Source organism: Schaedlerella sp. (assembly GCF_056796775.1).
Genome location: NZ_JBQIKP010000001.1, coordinates 197,579 through 213,157, shown reverse-complemented (window position 1 = coordinate 213,157; position 15,579 = coordinate 197,579). Strand labels below are relative to the sequence as shown.

Below are 15,579 nucleotides of genomic sequence, written 5' to 3'. Positions count from 1 at the left end.
CTTGCTATATTATGGCGCGTTTTTGCCTTCTTGTAAAGCAGTTTTTCATGTTTTGATTCTCCTTTATGATGTGTTTCTGCTGCTCATTACTTCCATAGACAGAGTATACTATACAAATCCTGACAACGTCATGTGAAAGCATTGGAAATGCGCATTATTTGAGAAAAAGGTTGATTTTACCGGGAAATAGTGGTATACTTGACGACAGTTACATAAGGAACCCGGCGGAAGAGTGGACGAAAGTTCACTCTTCTTTGTTGGAGAAAACCATTTTGCAGGAAAGGAAGTTACAGCGTGTCAAGACGAGAAGAGTATGAGAGCAAGACAGAAGAGCTTTTGGAGCCGATCGTGTCGGAAGCCGGATTTGAGCTGGTGGATGTGGAATATGTAAAAGAAGCCGGAACCTGGTATCTGAGGGCTTATATCGACAAGCCGGGGGGGATCACGGTGGACGACTGCGAGGCAGTCAGCCGGAGGTTCTCGGATATTCTGGATGAAAAAGATTATATAGAGGACAGCTATATCTTTGAGGTGAGCTCTCCGGGGCTGGGGAGGCCCTTAAAGAAAGAGAAGGATTTCCAGAGGAGCCTGGGGGAGGACGTGGAGATCCGCACCTACCGGCCTATCGACGGACAGAAAGAATTTGAAGGGGCCCTAAAAGCATTTGATAAAAATACCGTGACCATTGCCTACGAGGATGACGCGGAGCAGATATTCCAAAGGAGCGAGATCGCATTGATCCGTCTTGCGCTGGATTTCTGAGAACGGACTGGGGCAGAGGACGATACATTGTGATAGAAAGGAAGTAAAGAAAATGAACACAGAGCTACTGGAAGCGTTGACAATTCTTGAACAGGAAAAGAATATCAGTAAAGATACCATGATGGATGCCATTGAAAATTCTCTGATCAGTGCGTGCAAGAATCATTTTGGGACCTCTGATAATATCAAGGTCATTATGAACAGGGAAACCTGCGACTACGCTGTATTTGCGGAAAAGGAAGTGGTGGATGAGGTGATGGACCCGGCGCTGGAGATCAGCCTGGAGGAAGCGGAGCAGATTGATTCCAGCCTGCAGCTCGGGGATGTGGCGCAGATCCGGGTGGAGTCCAAGTCCTTCGGCAGAATCGCCACCCAGAATGCCAAGAACCTGATCCTGCAGAAGATCCGCGAGGAAGAACGCAAAGTGGTCTTTGACCAGTATTTTGAAAAAGAGCGGGATATCGTGACCGGTATCGTCCAGAGATATGTCGGAAAGAATATCAGCATCAACCTGGGCAGGGCGGACGCCATGCTGACGGAAAACGAGCAGGTCAAGGGAGAAGTATTTCAGCCCACAGAGCGCATCAAGCTCTATATTGTGGAAGTGAAGAATACGCCCAAGGGGCCCAAGATCCTAGTGTCCCGTACCCATCCGGAGCTGGTGAAGCGCCTGTTCGAGGCGGAGGTGACAGAGGTTAGCGACGGGACGGTGGAGATCAAGAGCATTGCCCGGGAGGCCGGCTCCCGTACCAAGATGGCGGTCTGGTCCAACGACGACAAGGTAGATCCGGTGGGTGCCTGCGTAGGTCTGAACGGTTCCCGTGTCAACGCGGTAGTCAGTGAGTTGCGGGGGGAAAAGATCGACATCATCAATTGGAGCGATAACCCGGCGCTTCTGATTGAGAACGCCTTAAGCCCGGCCAAGGTCATCTCCGTTATGGCCGACCCGGACGAGAAGGCGGCCAGCGTCATCGTGCCGGACTACCAGCTCTCCCTGGCCATCGGCAAGGAGGGGCAGAACGCAAGGCTGGCGGCAAGGCTGACCGGATATAAGATCGACATCAAGAGCGAGACGCAGGCCATCGAGTCGGGTGAACTGCCGGCGGATTACATGGATCAGATGGAGATGATGGATGAAGACGGCTATGTAGGAGAATACGAGCCGTATGACGAATATGAGGACGACGGGATCGGCGCGGATTACGGAGAAGAGCCCGGATACGGCTACGGAGAAGGCGATGATGCCGGGTACTCAGACGACTATGGATATGAGGGCGGTTATGAGGAAGACGCTTCTGCCGGATATGAAAGCGATGAGCCGGCGGGAATGGATATAGAAGAAACAGAGAGGGAGTACGAGGAGGAAGTTCCGGAGATTGAATTTATAGAAACGGAGCAATGATCTTGACAGAAATTTGCATCCGTCTGAGAGGTGATATGATTGGCAAATAAACGCAAAATACCGATGCGCAAATGTGTCGGCTGCGGAGAGATGAAACCGAAAAAGGAGCTGCTGAGGGTCCTCCGGACAGAGGAGGAAGGCTTTGTTCTGGATACCACCGGAAAGAAAAACGGCCGGGGGGCATATATTTGTTATTCCAGGGACTGCTTTCAGAAGGCAGTGAAGAACAAAGGGCTGGAGCGCTCCTTTAAGCAGGCGGTTCCTGCGGAAGTTTATGGACATCTGGAAAAGGAGATGGAAGAGATTGAGACAGGATAAGGTGCTTTTGCTGGTCGGCCTGGCTACCAAAGCCGGAAAAACGGTCAGCGGGGAATTTATGACAGAACGGGAAGTAAAATCCGGCCGCGCCGCATTGGTCATCCTGGCGGGGGACTCCTCTGAGAACACCAGGAAGAAGTTTTGCAATATGTGCGAATATTATGAAGTGCCAATTTATATTTACGGAGATAAAGATACCTTAGGGCATGCAATGGGAAAGGAATTCCGTGCATCTCTGGCGATATTGGACGAAGGATTTGCTGACGGGATTCAAAAACAGATGAAGGGAAACGATAGACAATTGCATAAAGGAGGTAGTATTTGACTATGGGAAAAATGAGAGTACATGAGCTGGCAAAGGAGCTGGGATTAGAAAATAGAGCATTACTGGATATACTGGCGAAGAAAAAGGTAGAGGTGAAAAATCATATGAATTCTCTGGAGGAATCCGTGATTTCGGACATCCGCAGGGAATTCGGAAAGAAACCGGCCGGTATGTCCGGCCCGGGAACCGCCGCAAAGCCGGCGGAAAAAACGGAGGCGGCGTCGAAGAAACCGGAAGCGCTGATGAAAGCAGAGACACCTGCGCGGACGGAAGCACCGGGAAGAGCAGAAACGCCTGCGCGGACGGAAGCGCCGGGAAGAGCGGAGACGGCTGACAGCGCGGTTCCTCCGATGCAGACGGAAAAGACAGAGGAAGCGGCAAAGGAAGAGGCGGCAGTGCCGAAAAAGAAAAAGATCGTTCAGATCTTCCGTCCTCAGAATGCCAAGAATCCGGGACGGATGTCCGGAGGACGCTCGGGGGCGGATCGGCGCTCTCAGGGACGGCCCCAGGGGGCAGAGAGGCGGCCGTCAGGGCAGCCGGGTACAGAGAGACGACCTCAGGGAATGCAGCCGGGAGAACGGCGCGCCCAGGGACAGCCGGCAGCAGGAGCCCGGCCCCAGGGACGCCTCCAGGGGGCGGAGAGACGCCCCATGCCGGGAGCAGGCGTACGTCCCCAGGGATCACATCAGACACGTCCCCAGGGAATGCAGGGGAATCCACAGGGAGCAGAAGACGTGCAGGCACAGGAGGCTTCCATGCGCAGACAGGATGCTGTTTCTGGCCGTCCCGTTTCGGAGGAGCAGGGCGCGAAGACAGTGCAGCCCCGAGGCGCTTCGAATCCGCAGGTACAAAACCAGGCTGTCCGGAGTTCTCAGGAGGTTCAGGTACAAAAGGAAGGAATGCAGGAAGTAAAAGGAAACGCAGGGGAAGAACAGATGAAAAATAGACGTTCGCAGGAAAGCAACGTACAGGAAAACAGCCAGAATACAAATGTACGCGGCAATATGCAGAATCAGCGTCCGAGACAGGGCGCAGGCCAGGGAGTACAGTCCCAGGGCAATCGGGAGGGAGGACGCTTTGGAAACAGCCAGGGCGGGCGTTCCCAGGATGGCGGCCGCATGAATCGGGACGGCCAGGGAGCGCGTCCCGGAAGACGGGATGGTGCCCGTCCCCAGGGAGAGGGCCAGAGGGACCGTTTCGGCGGACGTTCCCAGGGAGAAGGCCAGAGGGACCGCTTCGGCGGACGCTCTCAGGGAGAAGGTCAGAGAGACCGTTTCGGCGGACGCTCCCAGGGAGGCGGCCAGGGAGACCGCTTCGGCGGACGCTCCCAGGGAGAGGGCCAGAGAGACCGTTTCGGCGGACGTTCCCAGGGAGAGGGCCAGAGAGACCGCTTCGGCGGACGCTCCCAGGGAGGCGGCCAGGGAGACCGTTTCCAGCGGGGAGACCGGGGCGGCCAGCGTCCGTCTGGAAGACCGGGAGCGCGCAGGGAAGACCGGGATTCCATTCCCACACCTATGGTAGAGCAGCAGAAGAGTCAGAGGAATAAAGGAAAAGACAAAGAGAAAGACTATAAGAAAAAAGAACTCCGGGATTCAGAATTTGAAAACAAGGGCAAGAAGGGCAAGAAGCAGAAACCGGCAGCAGAGACGAAAAAGCCGCAGCAGAAGGCTGCGTCGGTGGAGGAGATCAAGCAGATCATCCTTCCGGAGCTTCTGACCATCAAAGAGCTTGCGGATAAGATGAAGATCGTTCCGTCTATTATCGTAAAGAAGCTCTTTATGCAGGGAAAGGTAGCCACCGTCAATCAGGAGATCGACTATGATACGGCGGAAGAGATCGCCATGGAATTTGATGTTCTGTGTGAGAAGGAGGAAGTGGTGGACGTCATCGAAGAGCTTCTGAAGGAGGATGAAGAGGACGAGAGCACCATGGAGAAGCGTCCTCCGGTGGTCTGTGTCATGGGACACGTAGACCACGGAAAGACCTCCCTTCTGGATGCCATTCGTCATACCAACGTGATCGACCGGGAAGCCGGCGGCATCACGCAGCATATCGGAGCTTATGTGGTGGAGGCCAACGGTGAGAAGATCACATTTTTAGATACTCCGGGACATGAGGCGTTTACCGCCATGCGTATGCGGGGCGCCAACTCCACGGATATCGCAATCCTTGTTGTGGCCGCGGACGACGGCGTGATGCCCCAGACCGTAGAGGCGATCAACCATGCCAAGGCGGCGGGGATCGAAATCATCGTTGCCATCAATAAGATCGATAAGCCAAGCGCAAACATCGAGCGTGTAAAGCAGGAGCTGACAGAATATGAACTGATCGCGGAGGACTGGGGCGGAAGCACGGTTTTTGTACCGGTATCCGCACACACAGGAGAGGGAATCTCCGACCTGCTGGAAATGATCCTCCTGACAGCGGAGGTGCTGGAGCTCAAAGCAAACCCGAAGCGTGAGGCAAGGGGTCTTGTGATTGAGGCACAGCTGGATAAGGGCAAGGGCTCTGTGGCAACCGTCCTCGTACAGAAGGGAACCCTTCATGTGGGAGATGCCATTGCGGCAGGCTCCGCCCATGGAAAGGTCCGGGCAATGATGGACGATAAGGGAAGACGCGTGAAGGAGGCAGGCCCGTCCAAGCCGGTAGAGATCCTGGGACTCAACGACGTACCCAAGGCTGGAGAGATCTTCGTAGGATGCGCAACGGAAAAGGAAGCGCGTAACTTCGCGGAGACCTTTATTTCCCAGAATAAGATGAAGCTGCTGGAGGATACCAAGTCCAAGATGTCATTGGATGATCTGTTCTCCCAGATTCAGGAGGGCAATCTGAAAGAGCTGAACATCGTAGTCAAGGCAGATGTGCAGGGCTCTGTGGAAGCGTTGAAGCAAAGTCTCTTGAAGCTGTCTAACGACGAGGTTGTGATTAAGATCATCCATGGCGGCGTAGGAGCCATCAACGAATCCGACGTGACCCTTGCGTCTGCTTCCAACGCCATCATCATCGGCTTTAACGTAAGGCCGGATGCCACCGCAAAGGAGATTGCGGACCATGAAGGCGTGGACCTGCGTCTGTACAGAGTCATCTACAATGCCATTGAGGATGTGGAAGCAGCCATGAAGGGGATGCTGGATCCGATCTTTGAGGAAAAGGTACTGGGTCATGCGGAAGTCCGCCAGACCTTCAAGGCATCCGGTGTGGGAACCATTGCGGGCGCATATGTGCAGGATGGTATCTTTGAGCGGAACTGCTCCGTCCGACTCACCCGTGACAATGTGGTGATGTTCGATGGCCCGCTGGCATCTCTGAGACGTTTTAAGGATGATGTCAAGGAAGTCCGTGCCGGATACGAATGTGGTTTTGTATTTGAAAACTACAACGACATCCAGGAGGGTGACTCCGTGGAAGCATACAAGATGGTGGAAGTGGAGAGAAAATAAGAATAGAATCGGAATTGGGAATAAAAGGAGCGGTTATGAGAAAAAACAGTATTAAAAATACGAGAGTCAATGCAGAGGTCCAGCGGGAATTGAGTAACATACTGCGCGGGGGCATCAAAGACCCCAGGGTCGCGCCCATGACTTCCGTGGTAGCTGTTGAAGTGGCTCCCGACCTGAAGACCTGCAAAGCATATATCAGCGTATTCGGAGACCGTAAGGCGCAGGAAGACACGCTTGACGGGCTTCGGAGCGCAGAGCGGTATATCCGCCGTGAACTGGCAAGGACGATCAACATGAGAAATACTCCGGAGATTCAATTCGTACTGGATCAGTCGATCGAGTACGGTGTGAATATGAGCAGAAAAATTGATGAGCTGACCAGAGATTTGAAAGATGGGGATGAAGAATGAATATAAGTTTATCAGAGCTTTTAGATGGAAAGAAGACAGTGGCCCTGGGCGGGCATATCCGCCCGGACGGCGACTGTGTAGGCTCCTGTATGGGACTGTATCTGTATCTGAGGGAACAATATCCGCAAATGGATACGGATGTGTATCTGGAATACATTCCGGAAGCCTACCGTTTTATCCAGGATACGGAAGCGGCCCGTCACGACATCACGCCTGGGCAGGTATATGACCTGTTTATCTGTCTGGACTGCGGGGATGAAGAACGGCTTGGGTTTGCCGCGCCTCTGTTTGAGAGCGCTCGGCAGACCTGCTGCATCGACCACCATGCCAGCAACCGGTCCTTTGCGGATTATAATGAGATCGTGGCAGATGCCAGCTCCACCTCAGAGCTGGTATACCATCTGCTGGATCAGGAAAAGATCAGCCGTGCCTGCGCGGAAGCGCTCTATATGGGAATCGCGCATGACACGGGCGTGTTCAGGTATTCCTGTACCAGTCCGGAGACCCTGGAAGCGGCGGCCGGACTGCTGAGAAAGGGAATCCACGGCAGCGAGATCGTGGAAAAGACTTTTTACGAAAAGACCTATGTACAGAACCAGATCCTGGGGCTGGCACTGCTGGAGAGTATCCTGATCCTTGACAAGCGTTGCATCGTGACCTGGATCACGAAAAAGAACATGGCGTTTTTTGAGGCCATTCCCGCGGATATGGACGGGATTGTAAATCAGCTCAAGCAGACCAAGGGAATGGAGGTAGCTCTGTTCCTGTATGAGATCGACACACAGCTCTTTAAGGTTAGCCTTCGCTCCAGAGATCAGGTGGATGTGAGTAAGATTGCTACATATTTCGGAGGCGGCGGCCATGTGAAGGCTGCCGGATTTACAATGGCAGGGACGGTTCACGATGTGATCAACAACGTGAGCCATCAGATCGCCCTGCAGTTGGACGGAGCCTGCTGATGTGGAATGGAATTTTAAATATTTACAAAGAAAAAGGCTATACGTCCCATGATGTGGTGGCAAAGCTCAGGGGGATCGTAAAGCAGAAAAAGATCGGGCATACGGGAACGCTGGATCCGGACGCAGAGGGCGTGCTTCCTGTCTGCTTGGGAAAGGCAACCCGGCTGTGTGATATGCTGACGGACCAGAGCAAGACCTATGAGGCCGTGCTTTTGCTGGGAAAGACGACGGATACACAGGATATCACAGGGCAGATTTTGGAGGAGCGGGAGACCGGGCATCTGACAGAGGAAGAGGTCTGCGCCTGCATTGCCGGGTTTACAGGAGAATATGCGCAGCTTCCGCCCATGTATTCCGCCTTGAAGGTGAATGGGAGGAAGCTCTATGAGTTGGCCCGCCAGGGGATTGAGGTGGAGAGGAAAAAACGAAGCGTGACGATCCATGAGATTTTGATCCAGGAGGTTTCCCTTCCACGGGTCCGGATGCGGGTGCGCTGCTCCAAAGGGACGTATATCCGGACCCTGTGCCATGATATCGGCAGGGAACTGGGCTGCGGGGGGTGTATGGCAGCGCTCCTCCGGACACAGGCAGGCTGCTTTGAACTAAAAGACAGTATGAAGTTGAGGGAAGTAGAGGAAGCCTGCGCGGCGGGAGAACTGTCCCGGGTGCTCCTGCCGGTGGACGCAGTGTTTCATCACCTGAAAGAGGTCCGAATCCTGGAACCATATCAGAACCTGGCTTACAACGGGAATCCTTTTTCCGAAAGCCAGATCGGGCAGAAGCCGGACACCCCGGAGGATCCCGAAAAGGCAGACTGCGTCAGGGCTTCTCAGGAGGCCGTCCGGGAGAGGCAGGGGCGGTTTTGTAATGGGGAACAGGTGCGGGTCTATGACCGGGAGCGGCATTTTATCGGGATCTACCGGTATCATGCGGGAAAACAGGTATTCCGTGTTGAGAAGATGTTTCTGGACCAAGAGGCGGCGGAGGATTGACATGCGTTATATGACAGAGATTCATTCTTATCAGAGCGAAAAGCGTTCGGCGGTGACACTGGGAAAGTTCGAGGGACTTCACAGAGGGCATCAGAAGCTGATCAGCAAGGTCAAAGAATATGCGTCGGAGGATGTGGAAAGTATCGTCTGCGCGTTTGATATGGGAAAAGCCTCCCTTTTGACGGCACGGGAGAAAAAAGAACGGCTGGAATCCGAAGTGGATCTTATGATCGCCTGCCCGTTTACGAAGGAGCTGCGGGAGATGGAGGCGGAGGACTTCATCCGGCAGATCCTGGCAGAGAGGTTCCGCGCGGCCTATGTGGTGGTGGGGACGGATTTCCGGTTCGGCCATGAGAAGCGTGGGGACGCGGACATGCTGGCACGGTATGCGGATACGTATGGATATCATCTGGACGTGGTGGAGAAGGAGCGTTACCAGGACCGGGTCATCAGCAGCACCTATGTCCGGGAGGCGTTAAGTGAAGGAAATGCAGAGCTTGCGAAGGCTTTGCTGGGCTATCCTTATCAGATCACCGGCAGGGTGGAGCACGGGAAGCGGCTGGGACGTACGCTGGGTTTTCCGACCATGAATGTGGCGCCCCCTCCGGAAAAGATCCTGCCCCGGTTCGGTGTCTACGCCTGCCGGATCCAGGTGGAAGAAGCGTGCTATCCGGGGATCGGCAACCTGGGGGTGAAGCCTACCGTGGCGGAGGAAGCCAAAGTTCTGGCAGAGGCCTATGCATTTGACTTTGCAGGAGATGCGTATGGAAAAGAGGTCACGGTGGAATTTCACGCCTTCGAACGTCCGGAGCAGAGGTTCGGCTCTGTGGAGGAGTTAAAAGCCCGGGTGGACGCGGATATTCGTTTCGGACGGGAATACTTTTCTTCCCACGCCGGAAGGGAAACAGTGAAAGAAACATAAAGTTATTTACAGAAGCAAACGTTTCGCAGAGAAAGTGTTGGGGATAAACAAATGAATGTTACAAATATCATTTCGTTGTTTGGAGGACTTGGGATGTTCCTGTTCGGGATGAAGCTCATGAGCGACGGACTGGAGCAGGTGGCAGGCGCGAGGATGCGTTCCATTCTGGAATTTTTTACGCAGAACCGCTTTATCGGAATGATCGTGGGACTGATTTTTACCGGGATTATACAGTCCTCCAACGCAACTACGGTGATGGTGGTCAGCTTTGTCAATTCCGGGCTGATGCAGCTTTCCCAGGCTGCGGGTCCGATCCTGGGAGCCAACATCGGTACTACGGTGACCGGTCAGCTGATCGCGTTCAATCTGGCGGAGATCGCCCCACTGTTTGTGATTATCGGTGCGGTGATGTATATGTTTTTTGAAAACCAGAATGTGAAAAAGATCGGGATTGTTTTGTTGGGATTCGGGATCCTGTTTATGGGACTGAGTACCATGGGAGAGAGAATGACCGGTCTGCAGGATTCCCCACAGATCGTGGAACTGCTGCAGTCCATGAAAAATCCGATGGTGGCGATCTTGCTGGGATTTGTGGTGACGGCAGTTCTGCAGAGCGCCTCCGCCTCAGTGGGCATTATCATCCTGATGGCGGCGCAGGGGCTTTTGGCCTTTGAAATCTGCTTTTTCCTGATCCTTGGCTGCAACATGGGCTGCTGTATTTCCGCGCTGCTTGTCAGCCTGAACGGAAATAAAGACGCGAAGCGCGCGGCCTGGATCCATCTGCTGTTCAATATCATCGGTTCTTTGATCGTGTTCGTGATGCTGCTGGTGGCTCTGGGTCCGATCTGCGATCTCTTTATGAGGATATCCGGAAACGATGTGGGGCGTGCGGTAGCCAATGCGAATACGCTTATCAAGGTGCTTGAGGTGGTTTTGCTGTTTCCATTTATGGGATGGATCGAGAGATTGACGCATATCATTATACCGGGTGAGGATGCGGCGCAGGAGGAGACGACACATAAGCTGCAATATATCAACAAGTCTATTTCCGCAGCCACTGCTGTGATTGACGCGATCCATGAGATGCAGCATATGGGAGAGCTGGCAAAGGAAAACCTGCGAATCAGCATGGAGGCCCTGTGCAGTCCGGACCAGGAGAAGATTGAGGAGGTCTATGAGCGGGAGCAGTATATTGATTATCTGAACCAGGAGATCACCGCCTACCTCGTGCAGATCAACAGCCTGGATATTCCGATGGCCGATGGAAAGATGGTCGGCGGCCTGTTCCATGTGGTCAACGATATCGAGCGGATCGGCGACCATGCGGAGAACTTTGCGGATTCGGCAAAGCGCCGTTTTGAAAAAGAAATTCCGTTCAGCGAGAAGGCTGTCAGACAGATGCAGGAGATGACGGATATGGTTCTCAGACAGCTGGATTACGCGTTCAACATGTTTTCGAACCAGAGTCTGGAGCATATGCGGGAGATCCTTCGGCTTGAGGACGCCGTGGATGAAAAGGAGAAGCGGCTCCGCAAGGCGCATGTCAAGCGGCTCACGAAAGGAAAGTGTACACCGGAGGCCGGCGTACTCTACTCGGATGTGATCTCGGGGCTGGAGCGTGTGGGAGATCATGCGACTAACATCGCGTTTGCCCTGCGGCCGGAAAACCAGGATGAGCTGGAGGAACTGGAAGAGGAAGAAGATTAAAAGGTCAAGTAGACATACCCTGCAAGGGGTATGTCTACTTGACCGATGAAAACGCAGGATGAAAAATGTTAAAAATTATCACTTTACAGTGAAGGGGATTCTATGTTATAGTATACGGGTATCAGACAGCCGGTGTTCAGTAACCGGACAACTCCGACCGTTACCTAATACCAGGCGTTCATTAAGAATTTCAAGGAGGAATACAACATGATCTCAGGAGAGAAGAAACAGGCAATCATCAAAGAATACGGAAGAAGCGAAGGAGATACCGGATCACCGGAGGTACAGGTAGCGATCCTGACAGCAAGGATCAATGAGCTGACCGAGCATTTTAAGGCGAATCCGAAGGATCACCATTCCAGAAGAGGTCTTTTGAAGATGGTAGGACAGAGAAGAGGCCTGCTGGCATACCTGAAGAAGATCGACATTGAGAGATACCGTTCTCTGATCGAAAGGCTTGGATTGAGAAAGTAATCATCCAACCGTACAGGTGGAATAATTTCTCATACAATTTTATAGCTGGTAGATTCGCCCTAAGCTGATCAACGGCTTAGGGCTGTTTTTTACATTTATAAAGGAGGACAAGTGATGAGGCAGATTTCAGGCAACAAATTGTTGGTAAAAGCTTTAAAGGAAGAAGGCGTGGATACCCTGTTTGGCTATCCGGGAGCCTGTACCATCGATATCAGCGATGAATTATACAGGCAGAGTGATATCCGGGTGATCCTTCCCCGGCATGAGCAGGCGCTGGTGCATGAGGCGGACGCTTATGCAAGAACCACGGGAAGGACCGGGGTCTGTCTGGTCACCAGCGGACCAGGGGCCACCAATCTGGTGACAGGACTGGCAACGGCCAATTATGACAGCGTGCCTCTGGTATGCTTTACGGGACAGGTGGCGCGTCATCTCATCGGAAATGACGCGTTCCAGGAAGTGGACATTGTGGGGATCACAAGAAGCATCACAAAGTACGGTGTGACCGTCCGCAACCGGGCGGATCTGGGCAGGATCATCAAGGAAGCTTTTTATATCGCGCGGACAGGCCGACCGGGACCGGTGCTGATCGATCTGCCCAAGGATGTGATGGCGGAGCTGGGAAACGCGGATTATCCCAAGGATGTGAATATCCGCGGCTACAAGCCCAATACCAATGTCCATATCGGACAGCTCAAGCGTGCCCTGAAGATGCTGCATAAAGCAAAGCGGCCCCTGTTCCTGGCAGGGGGAGGCGTAAATATCGCAGAGGCCAACGAGGTATTCATGGAGGTGGTGGATAAGACCGGTGTGCCGGTGATCACCACAGTCATGGGACGGGGGGCGATCCCTACAGATCACCCGCTGTTCATCGGCAATCTGGGAATGCATGGCGCCTATGCGGCCAATATGGCGGTGAGCGAGTGTGATCTGCTGTTTTCCATCGGCACCCGGTTCAATGACCGGATCACCGGAAAGCTCCATGCCTTTGCGCCCAATGCGAAGATTGTCCATATCGATATCGATACCGCATCGATTTCCAGAAATATTTCCGTGGATGTGCCCATCGTAGCGGACGCGAAAGAAGCCATTATGAAGATGAAGGAGTATGTAGAAAGCTGCAATACCAAAAAGTGGCTCAAAGAGATTGAGGGCTGGAAGCAGGAGCACCCGCTGGCTATGCGGCCGCATAAGAGCCTGGGGCCGGTGGATATCCTGGATGCGGTCAACCGCCAGTTTGAGGAGGCCATTGTGGTGACGGACGTAGGGCAGCATCAGATGTTTGCCGCCCAGTATACGGAGATCACGGCGAAAAAGAAGCTGATCATGTCCGGTGGACTGGGGACCATGGGTTATGGCTTTCCGGGAGGCATCGGAGCCAGACTCGGCAATCCGGATACGCCGGTCATTGTGATCTCCGGCGACGGCGGGATGCAGATGAATATTCAGGAATTTGCCACCGCGGTTCTGGAAGAGCTTCCGGTCATCGTCTGCGTGTTCAATAATACATATCTGGGAATGGTACGGCAGTGGCAGAAGCTGTTTTACGGAAAGCGCTACGGCATGACGGATCTGCGCGCCGGTGCGCTGACCCGCAGGACCGGCGGCGAAGAAAAGCCGGTCTACACGCCGGACTTTGTGAAGCTGGCGGAGAGCTACGGGGCAAAGGGCATCCGTGTCACACAGCGGGAAGAGGTGGAAGCCGCATTCGAAGAGGCAAAGAAGAATACGAAGACGCCGACCTTGATCGAATTTATCATAGATCCCGAGGAGATGGTGTATCCCATGATCCAGCCGGGCGGAACCCTGGAGGAAATGATCCTGGACTGCTGATCGGATGTTTCGGGAGGATCCTGAGTGTCAAAATGGCTTTCATGATAATATGCGGAAGCGCTGCCCCCCGGCAGGCCTTCCGTATGAAAGAGGAGTGAAAACAGAGATGGATAATAGTATAAAAAAGAGATGGATTTCGTTATATGTGGAAAATCAGGTTGGTGTGCTGTCGAAGATCTCCGGGCTGTTTTCCGGTAAATCCTATAACCTGGACAGCCTGACGGTGGGAACAACGGAGGATCCCACGGTATCCCGTATGACCATCGCCACTGTCAGCGACGACGAGACCTTTGAGCAGATCAAAAAGCAGCTCAACCGGATGGTGGAAGTGATCAAGGTCATCGATTTTACGGATGTATTTGTCCGGATGAAGGAGATCCTCTATGTAAAAGTGAAAAAGTGTACCAGGGACGACAAGGCAGAGCTGTTCCAGATCGCGGATACCTTTAAGGCCAGGGTCATCGACTACGGAAAAGACAGTCTCCTTCTGGAGTTCGTCCAGACAGCGACAAAGAACGACGCGGTGGTGAAGCTGCTGAAGGAAGAATTTAAAAATATAGAGGTGGTCCGTGGAGGCAGTGTAGGAATCGAATCCATCAGTATGATGGAGCGATAGAAGTTACGATTCACAGACGTGTAACAATTCGGGTACAGAGTCGTCAAGCTTGCTTGTAAGACGCTGTATTCGAATTGTTATGCGGCTGGAAGCAGTCACTCAACGTACATAAGCAAAAGGGAAGCTGCGCAGCAGCGGTTTTGCGCATGTATGTTGAGCGGCTGTGAATCGTAAACGGCCTGAGGAAATGAATCGGGGAATAAATTGTAATAAAAAACAGAGTGCGCTCTTGAATTTTGTGCGGGATGGTATTATAATGATTTTTATTATAGAGGAATGGAGGAGATACTGATGGAGAAAAAGAAGATTGACTGGGAGAATCTGGGTTTTGCCTATATGAAGACCGATAAGCGGTATGTATCCAACTACAGGGACGGGGCATGGGACGCGGGTGCTCTCATTGAGGACGCGGATATCACCATGAACGAATGTGCCGGCGTCCTGCAGTATGCGCAGACGATCTTTGAGGGGCTGAAAGCCTATACGACAGAGGACGGACGGATCGTGACCTTCCGGCCGGACCTGAACGGGCAGCGCATGATGGATTCCGCAGCCAGGATGGAGATGCCCCAGTTTGATGCGGACCGCTTTGTGGACGCGGTGACGCAGACAGTCAAGGCAAACGCCGCATACGTACCTCCATACGGCTCCGGGGCAACCCTGTACATCCGGCCTTATATGTTCGGGATCAATCCGGTCATCGGCGTGAAGCCTGCGGACGAGTATCAGTTCCGTGTATTTACGACTCCGGTGGGGCCCTATTTCAAGGGCGGCGTGAAGCCGCTGACGATCTGTGTGTCTGACTTTGACCGCGCCGCGCCGCGGGGAACCGGGCATATCAAGGCGGGCTTGAACTATGCCATGAGCCTCCATGCGATCGTGAGCGCGCATGCCAATGGATTTGATGAAAATCTGTATCCGGATTCTGCGACCAGAACAAAGGTGGAGGAGACCGGAGGGGCCAACTTCCTTTTTGTGACAAAGGAGAACAAGATCGTGACGCCTCACTCGAATACCATTCTTCCGTCGATCACCAGACGTTCCCTGATGTATGTGGCGGAGCATTATCTGGGACTGGAAGTAGAAGAGCGGGATGTATACCTGGATGAGCTGAAGGATTTTGCGGAATGCGGGCTCTGCGGGACTGCGGCAGTCATTTCCCCGGTGGGAAAGATTGTGGACCACGGAAAAGAGATCTGCTTCCAGAGCGGCATGGAGAAGATGGGCGGGACGACCCGGAAGCTGTACGAGACACTGACCGGTATCCAGATGGGACAGATCGAAGCTCCGAAAGGATGGATCCATGTAATCGAATAATGAACAGGAAAATCATGGGATGCCAGCTTATAAAAGTTGGCATCTTTTTTATAAATCTGTTTACAATGATTTGGCAGAATGCTATGATAGAGCATGGGAAAA

14 protein-coding genes are annotated in these 15,579 nt (G+C 53.2%); all 14 read left to right on the top strand.

The window, feature by feature from the left end:
- Positions 1-294: 294 nt before the first annotated feature.
- Positions 295-762 carry a ribosome maturation factor RimP gene (gene rimP / locus ACTOY7_RS00905; protein WP_004078775.1) on the top strand — a complete coding sequence of 156 codons (468 nt, stop codon included), beginning with the start codon at positions 295-297 and terminating at the stop codon, positions 760-762.
- A 52-nt stretch (positions 763-814) separates the two neighbouring features.
- Positions 815-2,164 carry a transcription termination factor NusA gene (nusA, locus tag ACTOY7_RS00900; protein WP_160282472.1) on the top strand — a complete coding sequence of 450 codons (1,350 nt, stop codon included), beginning with the start codon at positions 815-817 and terminating at the stop codon, positions 2,162-2,164.
- 39 nt (positions 2,165-2,203) lie between these two features.
- A complete protein-coding gene (gene rnpM, locus ACTOY7_RS00895; protein ID WP_160282473.1) occupies positions 2,204-2,482 on the top strand; it encodes an RNase P modulator RnpM in 279 nt (92 codons plus the stop codon).
- Positions 2,469-2,807: a L7Ae/L30e/S12e/Gadd45 family ribosomal protein gene (locus ACTOY7_RS00890; RefSeq protein WP_160282474.1), complete on the top strand. Its 339-nt coding sequence runs from the start codon at positions 2,469-2,471 to the stop codon at positions 2,805-2,807. The genes rnpM and ACTOY7_RS00890 overlap by 14 nt, the downstream gene beginning before the upstream one ends.
- A 2-nt stretch (positions 2,808-2,809) precedes the next feature.
- The gene (gene infB / locus ACTOY7_RS00885) at positions 2,810-6,247 is read left to right on the top strand and encodes a translation initiation factor IF-2 (protein WP_482671385.1); all 3,438 of its coding nucleotides are present in this window, start codon (positions 2,810-2,812) and stop codon (positions 6,245-6,247) included.
- 35 nt (positions 6,248-6,282) lie between these two features.
- Positions 6,283-6,657, top strand: a complete 375-nt coding sequence (gene rbfA, locus ACTOY7_RS00880; protein ID WP_160282476.1) for a 30S ribosome-binding factor RbfA — start codon at positions 6,283-6,285, stop codon at positions 6,655-6,657.
- Positions 6,654-7,616 (top strand): DHH family phosphoesterase, encoded by a 963-nt coding sequence (locus ACTOY7_RS00875; RefSeq protein ID WP_160282477.1) that lies wholly within the window; start codon positions 6,654-6,656, stop codon positions 7,614-7,616. The genes rbfA and ACTOY7_RS00875 overlap by 4 nt, the downstream gene beginning before the upstream one ends.
- Positions 7,616-8,608: a tRNA pseudouridine(55) synthase TruB gene (truB, locus tag ACTOY7_RS00870; protein ID WP_300885387.1), complete on the top strand. Its 993-nt coding sequence runs from the start codon at positions 7,616-7,618 to the stop codon at positions 8,606-8,608. Before ACTOY7_RS00875 ends, truB begins: the two co-directional genes overlap by 1 nt.
- A gap of 1 nt (position 8,609) precedes the next feature.
- Positions 8,610-9,530 carry a bifunctional riboflavin kinase/FAD synthetase gene (locus ACTOY7_RS00865; protein ID WP_160282479.1) on the top strand — a complete coding sequence of 307 codons (921 nt, stop codon included), beginning with the start codon at positions 8,610-8,612 and terminating at the stop codon, positions 9,528-9,530.
- 51 nt (positions 9,531-9,581) lie between these two features.
- Positions 9,582-11,237 (top strand): Na/Pi cotransporter family protein, encoded by a 1,656-nt coding sequence (locus tag ACTOY7_RS00860; protein WP_160282480.1) that lies wholly within the window; start codon positions 9,582-9,584, stop codon positions 11,235-11,237.
- A 207-nt stretch (positions 11,238-11,444) separates the two neighbouring features.
- Positions 11,445-11,711: a 30S ribosomal protein S15 gene (gene rpsO, locus ACTOY7_RS00855; protein ID WP_004078786.1), complete on the top strand. Its 267-nt coding sequence runs from the start codon at positions 11,445-11,447 to the stop codon at positions 11,709-11,711.
- Between the two features lie 114 nt (positions 11,712-11,825).
- A complete protein-coding gene (gene ilvB, locus ACTOY7_RS00850; RefSeq protein ID WP_160282481.1) occupies positions 11,826-13,544 on the top strand; it encodes a biosynthetic-type acetolactate synthase large subunit in 1,719 nt (572 codons plus the stop codon).
- Positions 13,545-13,650: 106 nt separating this feature from the next.
- Positions 13,651-14,160 carry an acetolactate synthase small subunit gene (gene ilvN, locus ACTOY7_RS00845; protein WP_004078804.1) on the top strand — a complete coding sequence of 170 codons (510 nt, stop codon included), beginning with the start codon at positions 13,651-13,653 and terminating at the stop codon, positions 14,158-14,160.
- Between the two features lie 291 nt (positions 14,161-14,451).
- Entirely contained in the window at positions 14,452-15,477 is a 1,026-nt protein-coding gene (locus tag ACTOY7_RS00840; RefSeq protein WP_160282482.1) for a branched-chain amino acid aminotransferase, read from the top strand.
- Positions 15,478-15,579: the final 102 nt, after the last annotated feature.

What these genes read in the sequence shown, in the direction of transcription:
- ACTOY7_RS00865 (WP_160282479.1), top strand. Translation starts at nt 8,610, where the DNA reads ATGCGTTATATGACAGAGATTCATTCTTATCAGAGCGAAAAGCGTTCG.
- ilvN (WP_004078804.1), top strand. Translation starts at nt 13,651, where the DNA reads ATGGATAATAGTATAAAAAAGAGATGGATTTCGTTATATGTGGAAAAT.
- ACTOY7_RS00860 (WP_160282480.1), top strand. Translation starts at nt 9,582, where the DNA reads ATGAATGTTACAAATATCATTTCGTTGTTTGGAGGACTTGGGATGTTC.
- rpsO (WP_004078786.1), top strand. Translation starts at nt 11,445, where the DNA reads ATGATCTCAGGAGAGAAGAAACAGGCAATCATCAAAGAATACGGAAGA.
- rbfA (WP_160282476.1), top strand. Translation starts at nt 6,283, where the DNA reads ATGAGAAAAAACAGTATTAAAAATACGAGAGTCAATGCAGAGGTCCAG.
- ACTOY7_RS00840 (WP_160282482.1), top strand. Translation starts at nt 14,452, where the DNA reads ATGGAGAAAAAGAAGATTGACTGGGAGAATCTGGGTTTTGCCTATATG.
- ACTOY7_RS00875 (WP_160282477.1), top strand. Translation starts at nt 6,654, where the DNA reads ATGAATATAAGTTTATCAGAGCTTTTAGATGGAAAGAAGACAGTGGCC.
- truB (WP_300885387.1), top strand. Translation starts at nt 7,616, where the DNA reads ATGTGGAATGGAATTTTAAATATTTACAAAGAAAAAGGCTATACGTCC.
- infB (WP_482671385.1), top strand. Translation starts at nt 2,810, where the DNA reads ATGGGAAAAATGAGAGTACATGAGCTGGCAAAGGAGCTGGGATTAGAA.
- ilvB (WP_160282481.1), top strand. Translation starts at nt 11,826, where the DNA reads ATGAGGCAGATTTCAGGCAACAAATTGTTGGTAAAAGCTTTAAAGGAA.
- nusA (WP_160282472.1), top strand. Translation starts at nt 815, where the DNA reads ATGAACACAGAGCTACTGGAAGCGTTGACAATTCTTGAACAGGAAAAG.